Genomic DNA, 21,915 nt, shown 5'->3' on the forward strand with positions numbered 1-21,915 from the left:
AGAAAGGGACAGAAACGACGATGAAAAAGTAGTTTCTGTCCCTTATATTTATAGTTAGAGCTTAGGGCAAAAGGTAATGAATTATTTAATGATTTCCTCTGCTGTTTGCTCCTCTTTTTTATCATCAATTTGCCGAAGCACACTTCCAATACTAAAGAACGCATATCCGAGCAAGAATAATCCCGGCAGCACCATCAACAGCGCCGCACCTTCCTTGGAACCAGCAAAGCTAAGCACATAGCCGACATAAGGTAAATGTACACCTGTATACTGTCCAACGATATTCTCAGCAGGAACGGGTTCCTGATCAGGCGCATTATTTGCATCCCCTTTTGTTCGATATGCTTGCCCACCCTGAATCACCTCTGTAATTCGGTGGGTAATTAACATATGCTCATCCGCCCGAAAGGTAATAACGTCTCCTTTTTCGAACCGCTGCCCCTCATCCGTCGTTTTGATTGCAATCACAGACCCAGTCATGATATCGGGCTCCATCGATCCAGAAAGAACGGTCTTCAGCTCATAACCAAATACCTGGAAATCACCGCCAGTAAACTTGTTTGAAACGACAAGCACAATGACCGCAAAGAAAACAATGAACAAAAGTATACTTAATCCTTTATTCAACATTTGCAAAGTGAACTTCAAAGCTTTCATATGCTTCTACTCCTTCTACCATGATTGGAAAAAACAATGTTCTCGCATCATCACATTGGACCAGATTTCTTGCAGTTGGTGCTCGATTTTCACTCGGTGGCGCGCGACTTTCACCGGTTGGTGCTCGACTTTCGCTCGGTGGCGCGCGACTTTCGCCCGCTGGGGCGCGACTTTCGCCCGGTGATGCTCGACTTTGGCCCGGTGGTGCCCGACTTTCTCTCAGTGGTGCCCGACTTTACCGGTTGGTGCTCGACTTTCGCTCGGTGGGGCGCGACTTTCGCCCGGCGGTGCCCGACTTCGCCAAATCAGCAAGTGTTGAAATGGGGCGTGGCCCATTTCATTCTCTTTTGATCTATGTAGTTGGAATCGGCGAGCCGATTCCTTTCCCTGTATATGGAGCAACAGGGATTGGTGCAACAACAAACGTGGTGTTGCGCTCCAATCCCTTGCCTCTCAGTAGGGGGTGAAAATCTGTATAATCATTTCACTCCTTACTATTCGTTTTCAACTAGATCGTTTTCTTTGCTTGGTTGCTCCTTCACCTTTTCCTTGGAAGGTTCTTTTTCTTCCTGTTTGTCTGAAGGTGATTTGGCATCATCCTGTTCGGCTTTTCCATCTTCATCCCGTTCTTTCATGGTGTCTTCTTTCCTATCTGATGATGGTTTGTCCGGTTCGGTGCCTTCTTCTTCATCTTTGTCTGGTGCTTGATTCTCTTGCTCCTGAGATGAATCTGAATCCTTGTTTGATGCCTTTTTATCTTGCTTTGAAGAGGATTCTTCTTCCTCTTCAAAGGCTTTGTCATCTGTAATAGATGTGTCCGTTTCTTCTTCCACTTCTGCTTCTTGTTCGTCGGTAGCATCTTCTTCAGGCGTATCCTCAAATACCTCTGCTGCTTGGAGCGTTATTTCTTGATTGCCCTCATCATAAAAAGTTGCTTCGGTAGGACGCTCCAAAAGTGATACGGCAAAAAACAATAAGTATCCGAGAACAATTGTTTTCCCGACGAGTTTACATAGGGTGACGATGGTGGTCTTATCCTGCTTTCGACAACGTTTCATTATCTATCAGATCACCTCATCCTTGGAAAAATAAATACACTGTAATTCCTTGCTTATTTCTCTTCACCAGTTGTTTGGGAAGCTACAAATGTCCACTCTAGTTCTAGAGAGTCACCTTGGAATTGATTTTGGTCTTCGCCATTATCAACAAAGTTAAATTTAACAACAAGGTCATTTGTATCTCCTGCTGGCAAGCCTTTACTTCCTAGAGTTGGGTAGAAGATGTGCTCGTTAATTGCTTCTGGAGACATATTCTTTAACTCTGCCAAAGTAGTTTCATAGATTACTTCATCCAGGTTATCTGCATTATACAGGAATTCTACCTGAATGTGTTCGCCAAAGTCTTCTGTGTTATCGCCTTCTGCATCAATTACTTGATAGTCTGTGTTCAATACGACCTTATCAATATCTAGTGTACCATTGTTTTGTAGTTCAAAGTCACGAACAATGTAATCTCCTGGCTTCATATCGCCTACATCCACGATCGTTGTTGGATCAGCAGCTAAATCTAGTGTGCCTGCTGCAAATGTGTTTGAAGTTGTTTCACTATCACTAAAATATGCGTAAGTTCCTCCACCTATTAAAGTTAATCCCAAAGCTGCTGACATAATTCCCATACCTAGTTGTTTTTTCAATTTCATGATCAATTCCTCCTGATATTTTTATATTATTTGATAGGTTGCCCCGGTTAGTACGAGGGCAACCTTTCTTAACATGTTTTACTCCCAAATCTGAATGACTGTGTTCGCTGCATGGTCGATTGCTTCAGATACATGTTGATCCAGCTTATCGGCTTCATGCAATTGGCCAATCATCGTTTTAAAACCGTTTAAATGTTTGATGACTTTATCTGCTGCATTCGTTTGCTCATAGCGTTCAACAGCAGTCAAATGAAGGTTTAGCGGTTTCACAAGCTCTTTATCCTCTATCAATTTGGTGTTTTCCAGCACCTTCAAGAATTCTTTGATATCAGATGCGCTTTCTGCCTGGGCTGCTAAGTCAAGCATCCATTGTTTTAATAAGTCATCAGTTGCTTTTGTTAATGCGTGATAGCCGGATTCTGAAATCTGACCAGCATCTTTTCCATGTTCCAGTAATATATGCATGCTATTCAAATGCTTGAGTGCTTTATCTAAAGCATTCGTTTTTTCATAGCGTTCAACGGCTGTCAAATGGGTGGTTAATTGTCTTAAGACCGTATCATTTGAAATCTCGCCAGCTTCTGCAAGTGCCGTTACAAAATCTTTGAGATCTCCAGCACTTTCCACATCTGATATGGTTTCAATACGCAGATTATCTAAAATAAATGTGCCGGCGCCTGTATCCATGTTTAATGCTGTTCCATCACTAAAAATTCCAATATAGGTTTGACCATTATCTGAACCAGTAATCGTGAATTCGGCTGTTTTTGTATCTGTTGATGCGGACAAGGTATCATTCACTTGCAATCCTTTTGCATCTTTAATGTTGCGAACATCGATTTCCTCATCACCGGAAATGAATCGGAATGCGTCCACTGTTGTTTGATAATCAAACGACACTTTATACGTTTTTCCTTCCTCAAAGCGGAAGTGCTGTGGAATCGTGCGATACAGCAACCCACTGTTTCCAGTATTCACCTTGACAGACCAATTTCCATCGATGACATCATCGACTAGTTTTTTACCTGCCCAGCCCTTCTGCGTGTATGGTGCATGAAGTTCAGATAGGTGAATTCGATTATCCTCTACGCCCTCGGTATTACCAATTACAAATGGGTAAATGCCTTGGACAACGGACTCGAAATCTTGTTCAAAAACTTTGTCAGATACTTGGTTATGCAATGTTTTTTGAACGATGCGAATATCATCAAACTTCGTATCGCCTTCCCCAGCCTCTCGTCCAAGCGTTAGTGTAGCTGTTTCGCTTGTTGCAGTGAAGCTGACCTGCATGCGCTGCATTTTGCTATTATAGCCGTCATTTGTCGCATGAGAATCTGCTTTTACGTAATTTTTCTGTAGACTGCGTAATGTGTAATTACTTACGTCTTCTTCACCACCCGTTACTTGGATGGAAGCTTTTTCATTGCTGCTATTTTCTACATACACTTCAGCAACATAATCCTTGCCAGGCTCTAAGTTATGGATGGTTCTGGAAACCGTCGTCTTTTCTTTAGGGCTGTCTACATGTAAGTAGTAATCACCGCTGCTGACATTTCGTGCGGTACCAGTTTGTGATGTTCTTTTCACTGTTACGGCTTGTTCATCACCAGTTACTTCTGTATCGTCGTCATCGATTGTGCCTGTATTGAATCCAGTGTCATGTACATGACCACCAGTCATCCAATCATCGATTTCTACACCAGCATCATCATCGGTTGCGACAACGATGTAGGCTGTTTTTGCTTCTGCTTCAATCGTAATTTTTCCATCCTTCACTTGTAGGATTTGCTTGTCCTGACGTCCTTGATCTGTCAGCTTGTACAATGCAACTTCATCTAAATCCCCGAATGCTTCAGGTAAAGTCCAGGTAGATGAGCCGCCCTCTAAGTTCCAGTGGTATAGCTTTTCCGCCTCTGGGGTCGGATTTTCAAAATCTTGCTCCACCCATGGTAACAAGTACTGGTGACCATCCAATACGACGTTATCATTTAATGTAATGATGCGGTCTCTTGAATTTTCTTTTCTTTCTACCACCACTTTGTCGTCATTGCTTGGGTCCTGTAGTTTAATCGTTTGTTCCAGGTTGGTTTTTGTCGCGTCTCCGTCAACTTTTTCCCAATTGGTTACATAATACTTCTGCAAGAATTTCGTTGGAATATTTGTATCAAAGGTCATCCTGATAAATTGGTCAAAATTCTTATCTGATTGCCAGCCTTCAAATCCTGCCAATTCGAAACCACCAAGTAGTGGATGGTCAGCTGTTCCTCCAGCCTCTGGCCAGTTCAATACCCAGGAATCCTTTTGATGGTTACTAATAAATCGTAGTACATCCGAGTTTATTCCTTTACTTTCCGAGCCACCATAGTTTTTGTCAGTAGCCCAGTGCTGCCAAGTGGAGTAGTTCGGAACTGATGTACCAAATTCTGTCGTGACACGCCAGCCGCGGTCAATTAATTGTTCAGCAATTCGATCCGACTCCCATTGATCCTGGTACCATACATCAAGATAGATAAAATCCAAACCAGGAGCTGCTTCTTTCAACTGATCCAAACGCTCCGCACGAGTACCAGACGCTAAGTCTTTGATTTTATCAATGACATATCCCTGATCAATCCAACCCCAACCTAATGAGCCTGGACCTTCAATAAAGTCATCATTAAATGCTTTTGCTTCGGGATAGGTTTCTTGTGCATTAATATGAACACCAATTTCCGCATTAAATTGTTCAGCTGCATCAGTTAGTGTCTTTAAATCTGCTTCGCCACCCATCCGTTCTCCTACATCACCATAATCCGGATGTGCACTATCATGTCCTTCATTTCCATAACCCTTTAACAATACGGCCTGTCCCAAATTATCCGTTGCGAGGGACACCTTTTTAATATTGTCCAAAGTTTTTAGAAATGGCTGTTGAACCTGTGAGCCGAAGTTCATTGCGATGCGTGTACCAACATTATTATTAACATTTTCTGAGCCAGGAATTTCCTGCATAATATCTCGGTAAGCAATCGCTGCATCCTGCCAATCTACAACGGAATCATCGTTCACATCTTCCGCTAATGCGATTTTAATAGATGGTAGTTCTTCAGGTGCTTCCGGCATAAAGGAACGATGGTAATATAAGGTGTTGGAGCCAACGCCCATTGCCTTGTCACCCGCTTCTGTTTCATAACGGCTTGCGACTAAATTTTTATAGCCATCTACCTCAGAACTGCTCCAAACTCCTGCACTCAGCTCTCCAGTAGTTAGAAAAGCAGTATAATAGCTTGCCGATGTGCCAACGTTCTCCATATCCTCATCAATATTAACATCGATATCGCCAGGCTTGTTTACATCACTGCTTAAATTGGTCAATTTCGCATGAGCACCTTCTTGGCTAGCATCAGCTGAAATCAAGTTCAAATCATGAAAAGCAATCGTTTCAATGACGGCATCTCCAGCATTTTGAATATCTTCAAACTGGTAAACGACTTGATTATCGACCACACTTAGAGAAACCTGAACAGTTGCATCGATATCCTCATACTCATCGGCAAATGTCATCGTATACAATGCTTCGGAATCATTTGTTTGTTCAAAGGAAACCTCTGGATAATACAGTTCATTGTTTACCTTGATACCATGGACTGGTGTTTCCTGCCCGACCATGATGTGATTTCCAACCGCATACTGAATGATGCGAGGGAAGTTCTCATCGATGGTCACGTCCATATAATCCGATTGTAATGTTGCTTCAACTGGTTCTTTATCCGGTGGTGTTGGTGCGACATATTCCTCTGCTTGCACATTGGAAATGGTAATATTCGCTGCCCCACGAGATTTTTCAAAACCGATGGCACCAGCATCTGTTAATCCATTTGGTTGAGACCAGGAACCTATTTTCTCATCATCTACATATAATGTAGCCACATCATCTACAAATTTCAGACGAAGGTGGTAGGTTTGATTTGCTTTAAGTGGAGTTCCTTTTGTGTTACTTGTCCACTCATTTACTGGTGCAAATATTTCACTAAAATATAGATTGTTTTGATCTGCAGTCCCAGTATATTTATAAGCTGCATCATCTTGAACACGATAAATAAATCCAAAGCGACTTAAATCCTTATCTGCTTTAATATCTGCTTCAATAATGCCATCTTTCATATCCTCGATATGGTTAAAGATGACCTTGTTCTTTCCAGTGGATGTGACACCAAACGTCAAGGATCCATCCTCGTTATACGTTAATTCTGCATCCCCTTGAATGACTTCTGCATCTCCCTCTTTTAAAGACAATACTTGTTTAGGAGCTGCTTTTGTTTTTTGTGTTGTTGGTTGTTTCTTAGCTGCTGTTTGGATCTCTTTTGCAACAACCTCATCCGCATTCACTGCGTCTTTAGCTAGAACCACGCCACTTCCATTAATCATGCCTGGAAGTACGAGCATACATGCAAACAATAAGGTAATGATTTTTTTGGAAATTCTTTTCACCGTTTCCCCTCCCAATTTGTATATCTTTACCAACAACAACTAACTGTTTGTCCCTCCCTTATATATAGTGAAACTTCAATCAGTGGGGGTTTTGCACTTTCCCCACGGATTGTTAGTTGAACCAATCAGGCCTTTACTGGCTGTTGATCGCCCACTTACAATGCTGGTTATCAACAATAATTTCTAAAGTGGGGAGCTTACAGACAGTTAATCTGTGATAAAGTGAAACTTCAATCAGTGGGGGTTCTTGCACTTTCCCTACTGATTGTTAGTTGACCAATCAGGCCTTTACTGGCTGTTGATCACCCACTTACAATGCTGGTTATCAACAATAATTTCTAAAGTGGGGAGCTTACAGACAGTTAATCCGTGATAAATAAGCAGGTACTTCAATGACAAATTACCTCACCTAAAGCGCTTACACAACAAGGATATTGTTGTTTTTTTTATTTAAATTGTCTTTTGACAGATAAATTAAAAAATTAGGTAAAATTGACTAGTTAAAACTTGGATACAAAGACACTTGCGATATATAAAGCTTATACTTTAAGACTATATATTTTAAAAACGGTGATTTGTACAAAACTTTATGCACATTGCTAAAAAATGAACGAAAGAGATTGACCATAAAATCAATCTCTCTCATCGATTTTACTTTTCGTATTGCTTCAATACGTCATCGGTTGCTTTAGTTAATGTTTCATATGCAGAATCAGAGATATGGTCTACCTTTTTCGCTTGATCGAGCAATGTTTTAAATCCGTTCAAATGCTTGATTACTTTGTCTGTCGCATTTGTTTTCTCAAAACGTTCGATTGCTGTCAAATGAACGGTTAGCTGTCTTGCAACACCTGGATTGGAGAACGCTCCATCCTCAGCAAGTGCAGAAACCAACTCTTTTAGGTCCGTTGCGCTTTCCGCATCAGAAACCTGTTCAATCCGCAAGTTATCCAACACGAATGTGCCAGCACCAGTATCCATATTCAATTCTGTTCCGTCACTGAAAATACCAATATAGGTTTGGCCATTGTCAGAGCCTGTGACAGTAAATTCTGCTGTTTTTGTATCGGTTGCAGCGGAAAGTTTTTCATTTACCTGCAAGCCTTTTGCATCGTCAATGGTTTTTACGTCGATTTCTTGATCACCTGAAATAAACCGGAAATCCTCTGCAGTTGTCTGGTAATCAAAGGATACTTTGTATGTCTTTCCATCCTCAAAACGGAAATGCTGTGGAATGGTGCGATACAACAAGCCGTTATTTCCGGTATTTACCTTCACAGACCAATTGCCATCAAGAACATCATCCACCACTTTTTTACCTGCCCAGCCTTTTTGTGTGTATGGAGCATGGAGCTCAGATAAATGGATGCGGTTTTCCGCTACACCCTCTGTGTTACCGATAACGAATGGATAGATACCTTGAACGACATCTTCAAAGTCCTGTTCAAATACGGTATCAGAAACCTCGTTTTGCAATGTTTTTTGTACGATACGAATATCATCGAATTTCGTATCTCCTTCACCAGCTTCACGGCTAAGCTTCAACTGTGCTTTATCACCTTTCGCTGTAAAGCTCACCTGCATCCGCTGCATTTTGCTATCATAGCCATCATTGGTTGCATGCGAATCAGCTTTCACATAGTTCTTTTGCAGACTTCTAAGTGTGTATTTACTTACATCCTTTTCGCCGCCTGTTACTGCTAATGTAGCTTTTTCATCGCTGTTATTTTCAACATAAACCTCGACGACATAATCCTTGCCTGATTCTAGATCATCAATTGTTCTTGTGACCGTGGTATCTTTAGCTGGATTGGCCATTTCCAAATAATAATCTCCACTACTTAAGTTTCTACCAGCGCCTGTTTGATCCGTACGTTTCACTTCCACTGCTTTCTCGTCACCAGCTACTTCTGTATAACGATCATCGATAGTTCCGGTATTAAAGCCTGTATCATGGATATGACCATTCGTTTTCCAGTTATCGATAGAAACGCCCTCGTCACCTGTATTTACAACGATGTAAGGTGTTGCAGCTTCTGCTTCAATTGTAACTTTGCCATCCTGCACTTGTAAGATTTGCTCATCAGCACGTCCTTGATCTGTTAGCTTATACAAAGCCACTTCTTCTGCGTCTTGGAATGCATCAGGCAATTCCCAAGTAGATGTGCCACCTTCTAAATTCCAGTGATATAATTTTTCTGCCTCTGGTGTCGGATTTTCAAAGTCCTGTTTCACCCAAGGGATAAGATATTGATGCCCGTCCAAAATCACTCGATCATTTAATTCGATGGTACGGTCCCTGGAGTTGTCTTTTCTTTCTACGACTACTTTGTCCCCATTGCTCGGATCCTGTAACGTAATCTTCTTTTCTAAATTGGTTTTCGTTGCATCTCCTTCAACCTTTTCCCAATTCGTTACATAATACTTTTGTAAAAACTTCGTAGGTAAATTCGTATCATATGTCATATGAATGAATTGATCAAAGTTCTTTTCTGATTGCCAGCCTTCAAAACCAGATAATTCAAAACCACCTAATAATGGATGGTCTGCTGTACCGCCCGCTTCCGGCCAGTTTAAAACCCAAGAATCTTTTTGGTGGTTACTAATAAAACGCAGTGCGTCTGAGTTAATGCCTTTACTGGTCGAACCACCATAGTTCTTATCTGTTGCCCAGTGCTGCCAAGTGGAATAGTTTGGCATAGAAGTTCCAAATTCAGTGGATACTCTCCAGCCACGCTCAACCAATTGCTCGGAAATACGGTTGGATTCCCACTGATCCTGGTACCAAACATCCAAGTAAATGAAATCAATTCCAGGGGCGGCTGCTTTTAATTCATCCAAGCGCTTTGCACGCGTGCCAGATGCTAAATCTTTAATTTTATCAATAACATATGACTGATCCAGCCAGCTCCAGCCAAGTGAGCCTGGTCCTTCAATGAAGTCATCATTAAATGCTTTTGCCTCTGGATACGTTTCCTGTGCATTAATATGAACACCAATTTCAGTATCATATTGTTCTGCAATATCTGTTAATGTCTTTAAATCTGCTTCGCCACCCATACGCTGACCTACATCACCATAGTCTGGATGTGCACTATCATGCCCTTCATTTCCATAACCTTTTAACAGAACAGCTTGTCCTAGATCATCTGTTGCTAAATGAACTTTTTTGATATTATCTGCTGTCTCTAGAAATGGATGCTGAGCCTGGGAACCAAAGTTCATGGCAATTCGCATCGCAACATTATTATTCACATTCTCTGATCCCGGAATATCCTGCATCATATCACGGTAAGCAATTGCCGCATCCTGCCAATCCACCTTATTATCATCATTTAAATCCTCCGCAAAGGCAATTTTGATAGAAGGCAATTCTTCAGGAGCCTTTGGCATAAAGGATCGATGGTAATACAGTTGGTTGGATCCAATCCCCATCGCCTTGTCACCAGCTTCTGTTTCATAACGGCTAGCGACCAAATTGCTATGACCATCTGCCTCTGAGCTACTCCAAACACCAGCACTTAATTCACCAGTTGTTAAAAATCCAGTGTAATACGTTGCAGTTGTACCAATGTCCTTCATATCTTCTGTAATAGCGACATCTGTATCACCCGGTTTATTCACGTCACCACTAAGCTTCGTTAATTTTGCTGCGGCATCTGTCTGAGATGCATCAGCTGAAATTAAATTCATGTCATTAAATGCAACGGTTTCAATTGGTGTATCCCCTGCATTTTCAATCTCTTCAAATTGATAAATCACCTTATTATCTTTCACTTTTAATGATACGGTTACACTTGCATCCATGTCCTCGTACTCGTCTTGAAAAGTCATCGTATAGCGTGCTTCTTGCTCGCTCACCTTTTCAAAATGTACATCTGGATAATAGAGCACATTATTGACCTTTAATCCATACACAGGAGTTTCCTGTCCTTGCATGACTTTTTCTCCAACCTTATATTCCGTAACCCGTGGGAAAATTTGATCAATCGTTACATCCAGATAATCAGATTGAATGGTTTCCAAAATCGGCTCCGTATCAGGTGGCTCTGGTGCATGGTATTCCTGCACCGTTACATTCGAAATCGTAATGTTTGCAGCACCACGCCATTTTTCAAAACCAATCGCACCTGCTTCATTTGCACCTTCCGGCTGAGACCAGGAATCAATCTTTTCGCCATCTACATAAAGCGTTGCTACATCATCTACAAACTTGATGCGTAGACGATAGGTTTGGTCTGCCTCCAGCGCTGTTCCTTTTGTTTTACCTGTCCATTTATTCACAGGATTGAAGATTTGACTAAAATACTGATTATTTTGATCTTCTGTACCCGTATATTTATATTTGGTTTCATCTTGGACTCGATAAATAAACCCAAATCTCCCTAAATCCTTGTCTGCTTTAACATCCGCTTCAATGATGCCATCCTTCATGTCCTCTACATTGCGAAGAACTATTTTATTACGGTCCTTTGAAGTTACATCAAATGTGATGGAACCATCTTCATTATAGGTTAGCTCGCCATCACCTTGAATAACCTCGACATCACCTTCTTCAAAGGTAATCTCTTGTTTCGGTTCTATCTTTGATTGAAACGTATTTTCCACTTTAACAGTATCTACTTTTGCGGCCTGTTCTCCCTGCGATCCGGTGCTTCCTTCTGCCAGCACGGTACCATTCATTGGCAACGTTCCCGGAAGTAGCAGCATGACAGCAAACAACAAAGCCATAGACTTTTTCCATATTGCTTTCAATCCGTTCACTCCTTCGTCATTTTAACTAATACTTAGAACTAACTTCTTTGCTCCTTTCTAAGATGTCTTACTAAAATGATTACAATGACAACGTACATCAGTATAAAGCGCTTTCACTACAAAAATATTGTTGAATTTTTTATTATAATTGTCTTTTGACTGACAAATCTAAAAATTAGGCATTAATGGCTATGTCTAAATTAGCCAATCCGACCCTTGCATTTTTGAAAACGAAACCATAGAACCAAATGTAATTGAAAAAAAAATGGGTGCCACACCATTGGTATGACACCTAAAACTGTTATATATTTTTATCCACACTAACAAAGCCACGCACGACCAAAAAAGTACCGGGGGCGCCCGATTCTCAGTCATGCTTGATAGACATCATTTTACAAAACTAGTCATTCATCCCTTTTCCAGCTAAGATTTTTTCCGTATATTTTTCAATTCTGGAGGTTCGCGTTTTGGACTGCTTCGCTTGCGAAATATAATAAATATATGCCCGCTGGCGACCCGGTGTCAAAGCTTCAAAGGCAGCCTGAAGCGCGGGATTTTCTGTGAACTTTTCTCGCAGTTCATCTGGAATAACATAATCCTCATGCTTTTTCATTTCTACCTTTAAGCCAGCTTTTTCAATGGCAATTGCAGCGTCGATATATGCTTTAATCCGTGCTGCTTGGTCCGTAATTTCCTGTAGATTGGTGAATCGGATTTGACGCGCCGCCTGCACATTTTGCGTTTGCTGAATCAATATACCATGTGGATCCTTTAATAAGGCCCCCTTATGAAAAAGCAGCGCACAATAATCCTTGAAGCCATGAATCAAAACAACATTTTTATCGTTATATGTGTAACACGGATGTTTCCACTTAAATTCCTCAACCAGCTCACAGCCAAGCACTATTTCCCTTAGCTTGATATATTCTTCCTTCCACTGATTCGCCTTGTCTAGAAAAGCATCGACCTTAGGATTTTTATCTCCAACCATGATTCGTAACCCTCCTCTATGATCTCTTGTCTCAGTAGCACCCATTTCCCCGAAAAAATATATTATTATTTTATCATTTTTTGACAGCAGATGGTATGGCACACGACCGAGGTAGATACCTTCTCTATTTCATTGATTTTGAAAGGGTGTAGAAGCAATAAGCTATTTGGTTTTGGCTTGTAAAAGATATCGTTTATTAATCTGAGAATGATGGGGATTTTTTTGACGATTAGGTACGAATCGTTTAATTATTTGATGTTTGATGAAGATTTTTTGACGATTAGCCATGAATCGTTTAATTATTTCATGTTTGATGAAGATTTTTTGACGATTAGCCATGAATCGTTTAATTATTTCATGTTTGATGAAGATTTTTTGACGATTGGCCATGAACCGTTTAATTATTTCATGTTTGATGAAGATTTTTTGACGATTGGCCATGAACCGTTTAATTATTTCATGTTTGACGAAGATTTTTTGACGATTGGCCATGAACCGTTTAAAATCTTGAGTTCGGCAAGGATTTTTAAACGGTTCATCAGCATAAGCCATTTGGAATAAACGGATCATTCGAAGGGGGTGAAGTGCAGGCCCCTCCTTGCTAAACCCTCAGCGAGCCCCTGAATCCTCGCGATGCATAATAGCTGGATGCGCCATTATGATAGGTGAAGACATGGTCATAGCGGCGGTCACAAAACAGCGCTCCGTCCAATGCTCTGATTTTCTCAGGTGTCTGTACCCAGGTGGAGGTCTTTAAGTCGAATTCCCCTAGCTCCTGTAATTTTCGGTACTGCGCTTCCGTTAGTAATTCGACTCCCATCTCGGCAGCCATGTCGATTGCGCTATTTTCCGGCTTGTGTTTTTTCCTAGATTCCAGCGCTGCTCGGTCATAGCAAATACTGCGACGACCTTTTGGACTTTCTTTAGCACAATCATAAAAAATATAAACATCTTTTTCTGTATCATAATCGACCACATCTGGTTCCCCGCCAGTTTCCTCCATTTCATGTAGTGACCATAATTTTTCCGGATTCGAGATAAGCTTTTCTTGAATTTGCTCCCAAACCAAATCCTCATGTCTATCCATATTTTTTTCAAAACGATCCTTCAACGTAGATAATAGCCTTTCGGTTTGCTCGGGTAATAATTCCTTCTGTTTAGCTGGCATCTTCAGCTTCCTCCTTCGTTTTTCATCATTCGTTTTTCCTATTTCCTGTCAATCGGGCATCACTAGTTACAAAGGCTTTCCACACTCCAAACAAGAAAACAATCATAGGATGTCTTTTGTCCGATAAGTGATAAAAAAAAGCTTATGTACAAAATGTCATGCATCTATCGTATGGGATTATCCTTCAATAAAAGCTTCCCAAATCCGTCTAAGCTTACGCAAATCTTCCTCGCGATTATTCGGTAAATCCTTATACCATTTTTTCAAATCGGGATCGACGATGAAGGATCGAAAAGACGTATCTTCAAGGATTGTCCATTGCTCCTGTCTTCCCAATAAATAATCTGCACTTACCTGAAGGACGGTTGCAATTTTATCCAGCTCCCGATCTTTCACTGGTCGTTCGCCTTTTTCTATTCTGTTCATCACACTTACATTTAATTCTAATTGATGAGCTAGTTCTCTTTGACTCCATCCTTTTTGCTCACGTAAATGAATAATTCTTGCACCAATTTCCATACCACCCACCACACTCCAAAGTAGAAATTATATTTCACCATATTTTTGTAGTAGAAAAGCCTGTTTTCTAAAATAGAAATATGGACCCATTGTTATTTCTATTCTAGCAATTCATAATAAAAGTAACAACAAGATAGTTATGAGATCAAAAAACACGAATAATTCAAAGGAGGGAGGATCGTTGTTGTCGATGGAATGGATGTCAGGATCACTACCCATATTTTTACGCAATGGAAGTTTCGCACAATCGGGCAAGCTGTTTTTGCAATATAAAATATTAAGGGAGATGATTCAACATGACAAAAATTTTTATTGACGCAGGTCACGGAGGAACAGACCCTGGTGCACAAGCAAACGGGCTGCGGGAAAAGGATCTTACTTTAAAACTAGCATTAAAAACGAGAGATATCCTCAATAATGAATACGAAGGTCATTCACTAAGGCTATCTCGGACAACAGACGCAACGCTCTCACTTACAGAACGCACGAATATGGCCAATAGCTGGGGAGCCAACTATTTGGTTTCCATCCACATTAATGCCGGCGGAGGTACAGGCTTTGAGTCATACACCTACAACGGTAGCTATGCTGGTAAGCCGGAAACAAATCGACTGCGTGCCATCGTTCACGATAAAATTGTTAACGAGACCGCCTTTCGCGATCGTGGAAAGAAAGAAGAAAACTTCCACATGGTTCGAGAATCCAATATGCCTGCAGTATTGACGGAAAATGGGTTCATCGATCATAGTTCTGACGCAGAAAAATTAAAAAGTGATGCCTTTTTAAATAACGTTGCCCGTGGACATGCAGTTGGGCTAGCCAATGCGCTTGGACTAAGTAAGAAAAGCGGTGGCGGCACCGGAACACAGTATATCGAGATATTGGCCAATTCCCTTTGGACCTATAACACCCCAGATTGGAATGACCGCGCCGTTATCGTTAATAAAGGCGATGTATATACGGTCATCCGCGACAAATTCCCAGTCGATGGCGGGCATATGTACCAAATCAAAAGCGGTTTATATATTACTGCAAGCCCAACCTATGTGAGGGTTTATCGGAGTAGCACCGCGGGCTCGCTAATTAGCTAAACGCATCTATTCTCTACAGACTGGAAAACGATTCTCCTTCTGTTCACCTGCATTTTCAATTTGGAAATGCAGGTGAACTGATTTTTGCAGACAGACATTAATAGCATTTAAAAGAGTTGACAAAATTGTCCATTTATGCTATATTTAAATATTAAATTTCATCTGTTACAATAAGATTCCTCTGGCCAGGGGAATCTTATTTTTTTGGGAGGAATATGTTTATGAAAGAAAACGAATCTAGTCTAACCTCGTTAGTTTCCGCATTTGGAAGAGCATATCATCGCAAATTTGATGAGCCGAAAATAATGGATGATACGTTAGCTGAAAAATTACTTACGCAGTCGGAGTTCATAAGAATTGGTGAAAATATGGTTAACGGAATAAAATACTTCAATCCAGAAATTGCGCAAACCTACAAAAATCAACCAGATGAAATACTGAAGTGGATTACACAAGTTCAGTTATCGCCTACTCCCCTTGCACGCGCGGCCTATTGTGAGAAAGTAATCCATCACGAGATCCTATTAGGAGCAAAACAATACGTCATACTTGGCGCAGGACTAGATACTTTTTGTTTCCGAAATCTAGATGTAATAGACAACATAAATATATTTGAAATCGATCATCCTGCCACACAAGCGTTTAAAAAAGAAAGATTAGCACTTGCAGGGCTCGATATTCCAAGCCACCTTCATTTCATATCCATGGATTTTACCAAGGAATTATCAAACACAATACTTGAAAAATCCAATTTTAATTCAAATCAAAAAACCGTATATAGCCTGTTAGGGGTTTCCTACTATCTAACAAAAAAAGAACTTGAAAATCTATTGTATGAAATGTTTAGAAATGTTCCAGCCGGAAGCTCTATCGTAATGGATTACGCTGATGAGGGACTTTTCACCGAAAAGGGAAAATCAAATCGCGTTCAACATATGGTAGAAATGGCAGCCACAAGTGGGGAACCGATGAATTCATCTTTTTCCTATACAGAAATGGAAACATTATTGGAAAAAGCAGGATTACTTATTTATGAGCAGCTTGATCCGGAAATGATTCAGCATCAATTTTTTGCAAATCGCACAGATTATTTATCGGCATTCGAAACCATTCATTACCTTCATGCCGTGAAAAAATAAAACTGTTCTAAGTGAACCTTCCTATCCACTTTAATTGGGAGGTTCACTTTTTATTTGTTAATCCTTTTTTACGATACGATTCCTTTCCAGAAAGCGATTTATAAAAAGTAGTTAATCTATTCATTTTTATCTCCTAAATCCACCTTCCGAATGAATAACCTGACCTGTAATCCAATCTGCCTCATCACTTACTAAAAACTTTATGGCTTTTGCGGTATCTTTCGGTTCCCCTATCCTACCAAAAGGAAACATTGGTTTTAAGTCTTTTTTAATGTCCTTGGTCATCCATCCTGTATCTGTTGGTCCTGGATTGATTGCATTCACCGTTATTCCCAAGGGTGCAAGTTCAGCTGATAGCGTAATAGTCAAAGCATCAACTGCCCCTTTAGTTGTTGCATATGCTAATTCACCAGGCATCGGCCCTTGAAATTGACCAGAAGTAATATTGACTATTCTTCCTCCAGATTTCTTGCTAAACCTTTGAGCAAATTTACTGCTTAATAAAGCTGTTGCACGAACATTTACCAAGTAATGCTTATCCAATTCCTCAGCGGTTAAATTAGTAAAGTCGTTGTTAGTTGAGTATGCAGCGTTATTAATTAAAATATCCGGATAGCCAAGTTGATCAATAACTATATTTAATAGCCTTTCGGGTGATTCAATTTGAGATAAGTCTAACTCCATACAAGATACCTTAACGCCCTTATGTATTAATTCTTCTTTTAATTTCATCGGCTCGTCTAAATCAATGCCCCAAGACATTTGTTCATCATATTCAGTCCAATATGTGAAAAATATATGATATCCAGCTTCAGCCAATTCTTTACAAATAGCTGCTCCAATACCCTTAAGACGACTTACACCTGTAATAATTGCAATTTTTTCTTTACACTTGTTCATCAAACATCCCTCCAAATGAAGACGCATAAAGTGAAACTTCAATCAGTGGAGGTTTTCCCACTTCCCCCACTGATTGTTAGTTCAGCGACTAAAACTTGTCTTTCTTGTTTATAAACATTATAAGTTAATCCACTTTTTGAATCTGTGGCTCCTTTCAATATCTCTATTTGATTATTTTAACAATGGTCTAGAAATGTTAGACAAATAGTTTCCCAGGCTTCACAAATTTTAAAATTAAACCTTTAAAATCAAGGAATTAATTTTCCTGTCATGCTTTCACTCTTCTATAAAATGCTGTCTTTTTATCCCCTGTCGTAGTCAATGATTCTCATTACGAGAATCAAAAAGCATTAGATATGCAAAATACTCATCTGTAGCTTGTTTTACATGAGATGTGTCGATTCCACGTTCGATAAACATATCCACTTTTAATTCTTCGCAATTGGAGGTTATTTCATTTAACTGGGGTTCAATAATGACAAGTATTCTTTCATTACCAGACGAAATCCTCATATGTTTGTAGTAAGGTTCACTTTTTTCATTGTTTACTACTTCATACGAAATGAAATTAAAGTTACCCAAGTTGGATGTTATAGGGTTTTTTATGTGTACATAAATATAGTTAATCATGGCCATTTTCAAGAAAATAGATTCAGATTCTGATAATTCCGTTTCGACAATATCTAATTTTTTTTGAAATGCGGAGATAACATCGTTAACTGATTGTAACGGTCGAACCTCATGGGAATATTGCTGCTTCAAATATGCTTTATACGCTTCAGGATCCACATAATCACCTCCATTAAAAGTTGAAAGATGCTCTAGAGAACATCTCGATTCCCTATTCACCTATGCGCCTTTCATTATTTGAGCTCTTCTACCCCATTCGGCAACGTATCATCCTTCACCCAGTTAGCCACCATTTGATTAAAATACGTGGGGTCTGCCATAGGAATGCCATGTCCTACATGGGGTATGATAATTCCAGTACAGTTTATGTTTCGGAAGACAATGTCACTGGCTGATTTTTTCATGATGGATTTTTCTTTTCCTCCAGCGGTTACAAGTATTCTTCCTTGTGCATCTTGGAAAGAGTCTGGAACCTCAAATGACATATTTTCTTCTAAGATGTTTATTAACGTATCTGGCTTCATTCGTGAACTTTCCTCAAAATAGGTATCGAATTGGGCATCATCTATATACAATGTCTTTGCTTGGATTTTTGAAAAAGATTTAATTTTCACAAGTGGAAAAGTCATTTTAATGGATGGGCGAATCATTTTTTTAATAAACGTACCGCTTGGTCGAACGAGTGCACTATTTACAATTGCAGCATCTATCAAATTCGGCTCCAAACTTAGCATTTGAATTAATACTTGAGCTCCCAACGAAAACCCGATAACAATTACTTCTTTTTCGTGAGCGATGGATTGAATAAGTTCATTTATTTTCGCTGCACTTGTGCGAATAGAAAATGGTTCAGTGCCCAAACTTTTCCCCTGTCCTGGCAAATCAATAACGACACAATGATAGTCCGTAAAATAAGGGATTTGTTGATCCCACATCCAACCACTCACGCCGCCACCATGTAGAAACACCATTAGGTCACCATGCTTATTACCGTATTCCTTATAATATAATTCCAAAATTTCTCCCCCAATCAAACCGTTCTTCCCATACGAAACATTTGTCGGCTCCAAAATCGTTTCAAAATTCGACATCAGTTTAAGCTACAATATGGATGCTTATTTCATCAATCCAATCGACCCTTCAGCACATATGGCTTTGTTTCCCATGTTTCATAAGGAATATAGCTGCTCGCACGCATCGCATCCAGAGTTCGTGACTGCATATTTGGACGCGTAATATATGTACCGATATTTTCTTCGGTTATGCTTATAAATTTTGCCTCTTTAATCTCTTCCGGCTGAGTGCATAAGTCACCACACTCATACGCAGCTCGAAATACAACGGATAAAATTTCACTGGTAGCATTATAGTAGATACCAGTAATTCCTAATGGCTTGATCACAATCCCCGTTTCCTCTAATACTTCTCTACTCACAGCGTCGTCAAGGGCCTCTCCCTCTTCCACCTGACCACCTGGCGACTCCCAGGTATCTGAGCGCCAATGCGTTTTCACTAATAATACTTCCCCCTGTTTATTCGTAACAAATGCCGATACAGCAATAATATGCTTCGGATGCTTGATATCCAATCATACACCCCCTTTATTTATTCCTTTATAATTAGAATTCGACAAAAAAACCCTTAACCCTTTATTGAAATTTAACTTGAAGTAGGATAGCAACGTCTGGCTGTGACATTGTTGGGGGTGTGGTGCACGAGTTTGGATGGCTGGCGCGCGAGTTCAGTTTTTCCATGCACGACCCCATACATCCTCCTAAATCCGATAACATAAAATAATGTTGCTGGAATCGGCTCGCCGACTCCTTCTTTTCCAAGCGAATTTGTAGAATACCTAAACAAAAAACCGGCCGCAGCCGGTTTTCTTATTGATTCATTGCTTCTGATTCTTCTTTACTTGGTCCGTACACGCCAGGAACTTTCAAGTTTGCTTGACGCATAAGAACAGATAATTGTCCTCGATGATGTGCTTGGTGTTGGATTAGCAAGCGGAAAACACCTTGCATAGGCATGTCCATGCCAAATAGATTCACCATTTCTTTCATTTTTTCATCAGCGACTTGTTCGGTTACCGCATCTACTAATCGTTCACTTACTATTTTATACGTTTCGCTAATTTCTTTTGCTGATTTTGGTGCATCCTTTTGCAGGTCTGGCACTTCAAACGTCACACCAACCTGTAATGGGAAATAATAAACCGATCCTGCTAGATGCCAAGATAGGCTGCCAATGCTGTATAACCCTGGAGAAACTTCCTGATTCAACGATTCATCTGTCAGCACGTTCAAAAGTTTTTGCGTAAGGGCTGCTTCCTGTTTCCATTCATTTACAAAATCATTGACTGTTGCAAACATCGCATGTCCTCCTTTGAATATTTGAATTCATAACGCTTGCCCCACCATTGTATCATGTTTCATCCATTTCACTTTGCAAAAAGGTTTAAAAATACTGGCAGTTTTTATAATAACGAGTTGAATGGCAAACAATAAGACATGAAAACACTTCCATTCCCGCCCGAGTTCCACAACCAATTGTTTTTTATTGATTGTTCGTGTTTAAGCGTGTTTTATACGAAATAAATCAAATAACATATAATTCCACTCCAAATATTGAACGATGTTTATCATTATGTTATTATTGTTCGTGTATTTTCATAAAGTGAGACTTCAATCAGTGGGGGTTTTCGCACTTCCTCCACTGATTGTTAGTTGAACGAATCAGGCCTTTACTGGCTGTTGATTTATGATAAATGATATGGCAGTAGATTCTACATGAAAAGGAGCAAATGAATGGAATTTTTAAAGGACATACTTGCCGCAATTAGTGGGGTTCTGAATGGATTACCCCAAGGTTTACTTGCAATGACGTTTGGATTTGCTTCCGTACCGACTGCCATTGCCTTCATCATTGGCGCGTTCGGAAATGCTGTAACGAGTAATGTTGCAGTAATATCCTTCCAAGCAGAGACCATCACCGTAGCAGGTACGATGGGAAAAAATATTCGAGAACGTATTTCGATGATTTTCTTTGGTGCATTAATCATGCTATTAATTGGTGTTTTTGGCTTGCTTGAAAGAATCATCGACTGGATTGGTCCCGTCATTACTAATGGTATGATGGCCGGTGTTGGATTAATGCTGGCAAAGGTCGCATGGGATATGGCGAAAACGGAAAAGATTGCCGGGATTTCTTCCTTTATAACCGCCGTTTTTACGTACATCATCACGAAGGATCTTGTATACACCATAACCATTTCCGTTATTATATCGAGTGTTTTACATTTATTTTTCAAAAAGGATCAACCAGGTGCAGAGGCGCATGTGGTAGAGGATAAATTTAAATTGCAAAAATTAATCCTAAATCCAACGATTATTCGTGGCGCACTTGCAATGGTTTGTTTAAATATCGGTGCCAACATTGCGTTTGGAAAAATCAATGGCGAAATCGCGAATACCAATGTTAATATTGATACGATAACTATTATTAGCTCCTTAGCCGATATGGGATCTGCTATCTTTGGTGGTGGTCCTGTGGAAATCATTATCTCGGCAACGTCAGGCGCACCGCACGCTTTATTATCGGGTATTATTATGATGCTTATTATGGCATTTATATTATTTTTTAAATTGCTGAAGAAAATTGGAAAATATGTGCCAAGCGCATCCATTGTAGGTTTCTTATTCGTTCTTGGTGCAATTGTAACTCTACCAGATAATGCTGCTGCAGCACTTACTTCCGGCGGTATGGACGCTAGATTAACCGGTGGAATCACCATGGCTGTAACTGCCATTTCTGATCCATTTTTAGGGATGGTTGCTGGTGTTGTTTTACAATGGCTATTAAGTATTTTTGGAATTTAAGGAAGCAGGAGGCTATTT

Annotated in this window: 18 protein-coding genes; 5 read left to right on the forward strand and 13 right to left on the reverse strand. The window is 40.0% G+C overall.

The genetic code is table 11. The features are described 5' to 3' along the window. Positions 1-81: 81 nt before the first annotated feature. Positions 82-657, reverse strand: coding sequence for a signal peptidase I SipW (gene sipW / locus DX933_RS09880; protein ID WP_123316265.1), 576 nt, complete (start codon positions 655-657; stop codon positions 82-84). A gap of 69 nt (positions 658-726) precedes the next feature. Here sipW and DX933_RS18250 point away from each other — a divergent pair, with 69 nt between their 5' ends. Beyond that, entirely contained in the window at positions 727-1,008 is a 282-nt protein-coding gene (locus DX933_RS18250; RefSeq protein ID WP_145962271.1) for a hypothetical protein, read from the forward strand. 143 nt (positions 1,009-1,151) lie between these two features. On the opposite strand, the gene DX933_RS09885 is transcribed toward DX933_RS18250, so the two are convergent. From DX933_RS09885 to DX933_RS09905, 5 genes are all read right to left on the reverse strand, one after another. Then, entirely contained in the window at positions 1,152-1,715 is a 564-nt protein-coding gene (locus DX933_RS09885; RefSeq protein ID WP_123316266.1) for a hypothetical protein, read from the reverse strand. A gap of 53 nt (positions 1,716-1,768) precedes the next feature. Beyond that, positions 1,769-2,356, reverse strand: coding sequence for a CalY family protein (locus tag DX933_RS09890; protein WP_123316267.1), 588 nt, complete (start codon positions 2,354-2,356; stop codon positions 1,769-1,771). A gap of 78 nt (positions 2,357-2,434) precedes the next feature. Then, a complete protein-coding gene (locus DX933_RS09895) occupies positions 2,435-6,826 on the reverse strand; it encodes an endo-alpha-N-acetylgalactosaminidase family protein (protein WP_223805935.1) in 4,392 nt (1,463 codons plus the stop codon). A gap of 651 nt (positions 6,827-7,477) precedes the next feature. Beyond that, positions 7,478-11,581, reverse strand: a complete 4,104-nt coding sequence (locus DX933_RS09900) for an endo-alpha-N-acetylgalactosaminidase family protein (RefSeq protein WP_223805936.1) — start codon at positions 11,579-11,581, stop codon at positions 7,478-7,480. A gap of 400 nt (positions 11,582-11,981) precedes the next feature. After that, positions 11,982-12,572, reverse strand: coding sequence for a YdeI/OmpD-associated family protein (locus DX933_RS09905; protein WP_123316268.1), 591 nt, complete (start codon positions 12,570-12,572; stop codon positions 11,982-11,984). Between the two features lie 222 nt (positions 12,573-12,794). On the opposite strand from DX933_RS09905, the gene DX933_RS18255 reads away from it, so the two are divergent. Further along, the gene (locus tag DX933_RS18255) at positions 12,795-13,133 is read left to right on the forward strand and encodes a hypothetical protein (protein WP_145962272.1); all 339 of its coding nucleotides are present in this window, start codon (positions 12,795-12,797) and stop codon (positions 13,131-13,133) included. 40 nt (positions 13,134-13,173) lie between these two features. Here the strand turns inward: DX933_RS18255 and DX933_RS09915 are convergent, their stop codons facing one another. Beyond that, positions 13,174-13,740, reverse strand: a complete 567-nt coding sequence (locus tag DX933_RS09915) for a DUF4256 domain-containing protein (RefSeq protein WP_123316270.1) — start codon at positions 13,738-13,740, stop codon at positions 13,174-13,176. Positions 13,741-13,917: 177 nt separating this feature from the next. Then, positions 13,918-14,259, reverse strand: a complete 342-nt coding sequence (locus tag DX933_RS09920) for a helix-turn-helix domain-containing protein (protein ID WP_123316271.1) — start codon at positions 14,257-14,259, stop codon at positions 13,918-13,920. A 296-nt stretch (positions 14,260-14,555) separates the two neighbouring features. On the opposite strand from DX933_RS09920, the gene DX933_RS09925 reads away from it, so the two are divergent. After that, positions 14,556-15,350 (forward strand): N-acetylmuramoyl-L-alanine amidase, encoded by a 795-nt coding sequence (locus DX933_RS09925; protein ID WP_123316272.1) that lies wholly within the window; start codon positions 14,556-14,558, stop codon positions 15,348-15,350. Positions 15,351-15,571: 221 nt separating this feature from the next. Further along, entirely contained in the window at positions 15,572-16,489 is a 918-nt protein-coding gene (locus tag DX933_RS09930) for a class I SAM-dependent methyltransferase (RefSeq protein WP_123316273.1), read from the forward strand. A 126-nt stretch (positions 16,490-16,615) separates the two neighbouring features. Here the strand turns inward: DX933_RS09930 and DX933_RS09935 are convergent, their stop codons facing one another. The 5 genes from DX933_RS09935 to DX933_RS09955 all read right to left on the reverse strand — a co-directional run bounded on the left by DX933_RS09935 (position 16,616) and on the right by DX933_RS09955 (position 20,391). Further along, entirely contained in the window at positions 16,616-17,416 is an 801-nt protein-coding gene (locus DX933_RS09935) for an SDR family oxidoreductase (RefSeq protein ID WP_190279482.1), read from the reverse strand. Between the two features lie 291 nt (positions 17,417-17,707). Continuing rightward, on the reverse strand, positions 17,708-18,178 hold the full coding sequence (locus DX933_RS09940; protein ID WP_123316275.1) for a hypothetical protein: 471 nt from the start codon (positions 18,176-18,178) through the stop codon (positions 17,708-17,710). Positions 18,179-18,252: 74 nt separating this feature from the next. Continuing rightward, the gene (locus DX933_RS09945) at positions 18,253-19,035 is read right to left on the reverse strand and encodes an alpha/beta fold hydrolase (RefSeq protein ID WP_123316333.1); all 783 of its coding nucleotides are present in this window, start codon (positions 19,033-19,035) and stop codon (positions 18,253-18,255) included. Between the two features lie 107 nt (positions 19,036-19,142). After that, positions 19,143-19,607, reverse strand: coding sequence for an NUDIX hydrolase (locus tag DX933_RS09950; RefSeq protein WP_123316276.1), 465 nt, complete (start codon positions 19,605-19,607; stop codon positions 19,143-19,145). A gap of 295 nt (positions 19,608-19,902) precedes the next feature. After that, on the reverse strand, positions 19,903-20,391 hold the full coding sequence (locus DX933_RS09955; protein ID WP_123316277.1) for a DinB family protein: 489 nt from the start codon (positions 20,389-20,391) through the stop codon (positions 19,903-19,905). A gap of 435 nt (positions 20,392-20,826) precedes the next feature. Between DX933_RS09955 and DX933_RS09960 the strand changes: the two genes are divergently transcribed. After that, a complete protein-coding gene (locus DX933_RS09960; RefSeq protein ID WP_123316278.1) occupies positions 20,827-21,897 on the forward strand; it encodes a benzoate/H(+) symporter BenE family transporter in 1,071 nt (356 codons plus the stop codon). Positions 21,898-21,915 lie beyond the last annotated feature (18 nt).

Origin of the sequence: Ornithinibacillus gellani (assembly GCF_003730295.1) — a bacterium.
GTDB classification, from domain to species: domain Bacteria; phylum Bacillota; class Bacilli; order Bacillales; family Amphibacillaceae; genus Ornithinibacillus_A; species Ornithinibacillus_A gellani.